Source organism: Elizabethkingia argenteiflava (assembly GCF_009904105.1).
GTDB classification, from domain to species: Bacteria; Bacteroidota; Bacteroidia; order Flavobacteriales; family Weeksellaceae; genus Elizabethkingia; species Elizabethkingia argenteiflava.
In genome coordinates, this window is record NZ_JAAABJ010000493.1 from 1 (window position 1) to 228 (window position 228).

Sequence of the window (228 nt, forward strand, 5' to 3'; positions counted from 1 at the left end):
AACCTGAATAATGTATCCAAACCCCTTTTTTACCAGATCTACTATTTCCCCACGATAACCACCATCAGCTAGAATAACTTTAATGCCACAAAGCATTTCTTTTAACCCGCGCATAAGTAAAATAACAGCCTTACTATCATGTATATTAGCCATTGTAACCATGATTGCAATTAAAAAACCATTTTTATCAACGACCACATGACGTTTTATGCCCTTAATCTTTTTATT

Annotated in this window: 1 protein-coding gene; it reads right to left on the reverse strand. The window is 33.8% G+C overall.

The window, feature by feature from the left end; all coding sequences use genetic code 11:
- The coding region (locus tag GNY06_RS06565; RefSeq protein WP_176589986.1) for a transposase at positions 1-228 on the reverse strand (228 nt) is incomplete at both ends.